Here is a 436-nt window from a genome sequence, read left to right on the forward strand (position 1 = left end):
CCTCATATCGAAGCATGATCCCTACTCCAATTCCAATCAATCCCCCTCCTATTAACATACTCGGAAAAATAGAAAGAGAAAATTGGTTTCTTAAAGGCTCTAGCCAATCAATGAATATAGAAGCAACAATTAAACCGAGAAAGCTATTATAAAAAAATGTTCGTTCATGGATCCAGGCGAATATACACAGAGGGATACTTAAAAGGAACATAGCTAAACCTGTCGGAAATTCAAAGTAATAATGGATGATGAGGGCAATGCCTGTAATCCCTCCATCTAATAAATGATGGGGAACTAAAAAGCCGTTTATTCCGATACTCAATAATAGACTTCCTATAATAATAGCCGTGATTTTCTGAAAAATATACATCACCTTTTATCATGTGTTTATGGCTAATATATGTACAAGCATATGATTTCAGAATGAGGCTAAGAT

General features: G+C 34.9%; 1 protein-coding gene. It reads right to left on the reverse strand.

Features of this window, described 5'->3' with window-relative positions; genetic code table 11:
• On the reverse strand, positions 1-370 hold a 370-nt coding region (locus tag ADA55_RS10315; RefSeq protein WP_161798618.1), incomplete at its 3' end, for a YitT family protein.
• Positions 371-436: the final 66 nt, after the last annotated feature.

The organism is Bacillus sp. 220_BSPC (genome assembly GCF_001054655.1).
Classification (GTDB): domain Bacteria; phylum Bacillota; class Bacilli; order Bacillales; family DSM-1321; genus Peribacillus; species Peribacillus frigoritolerans.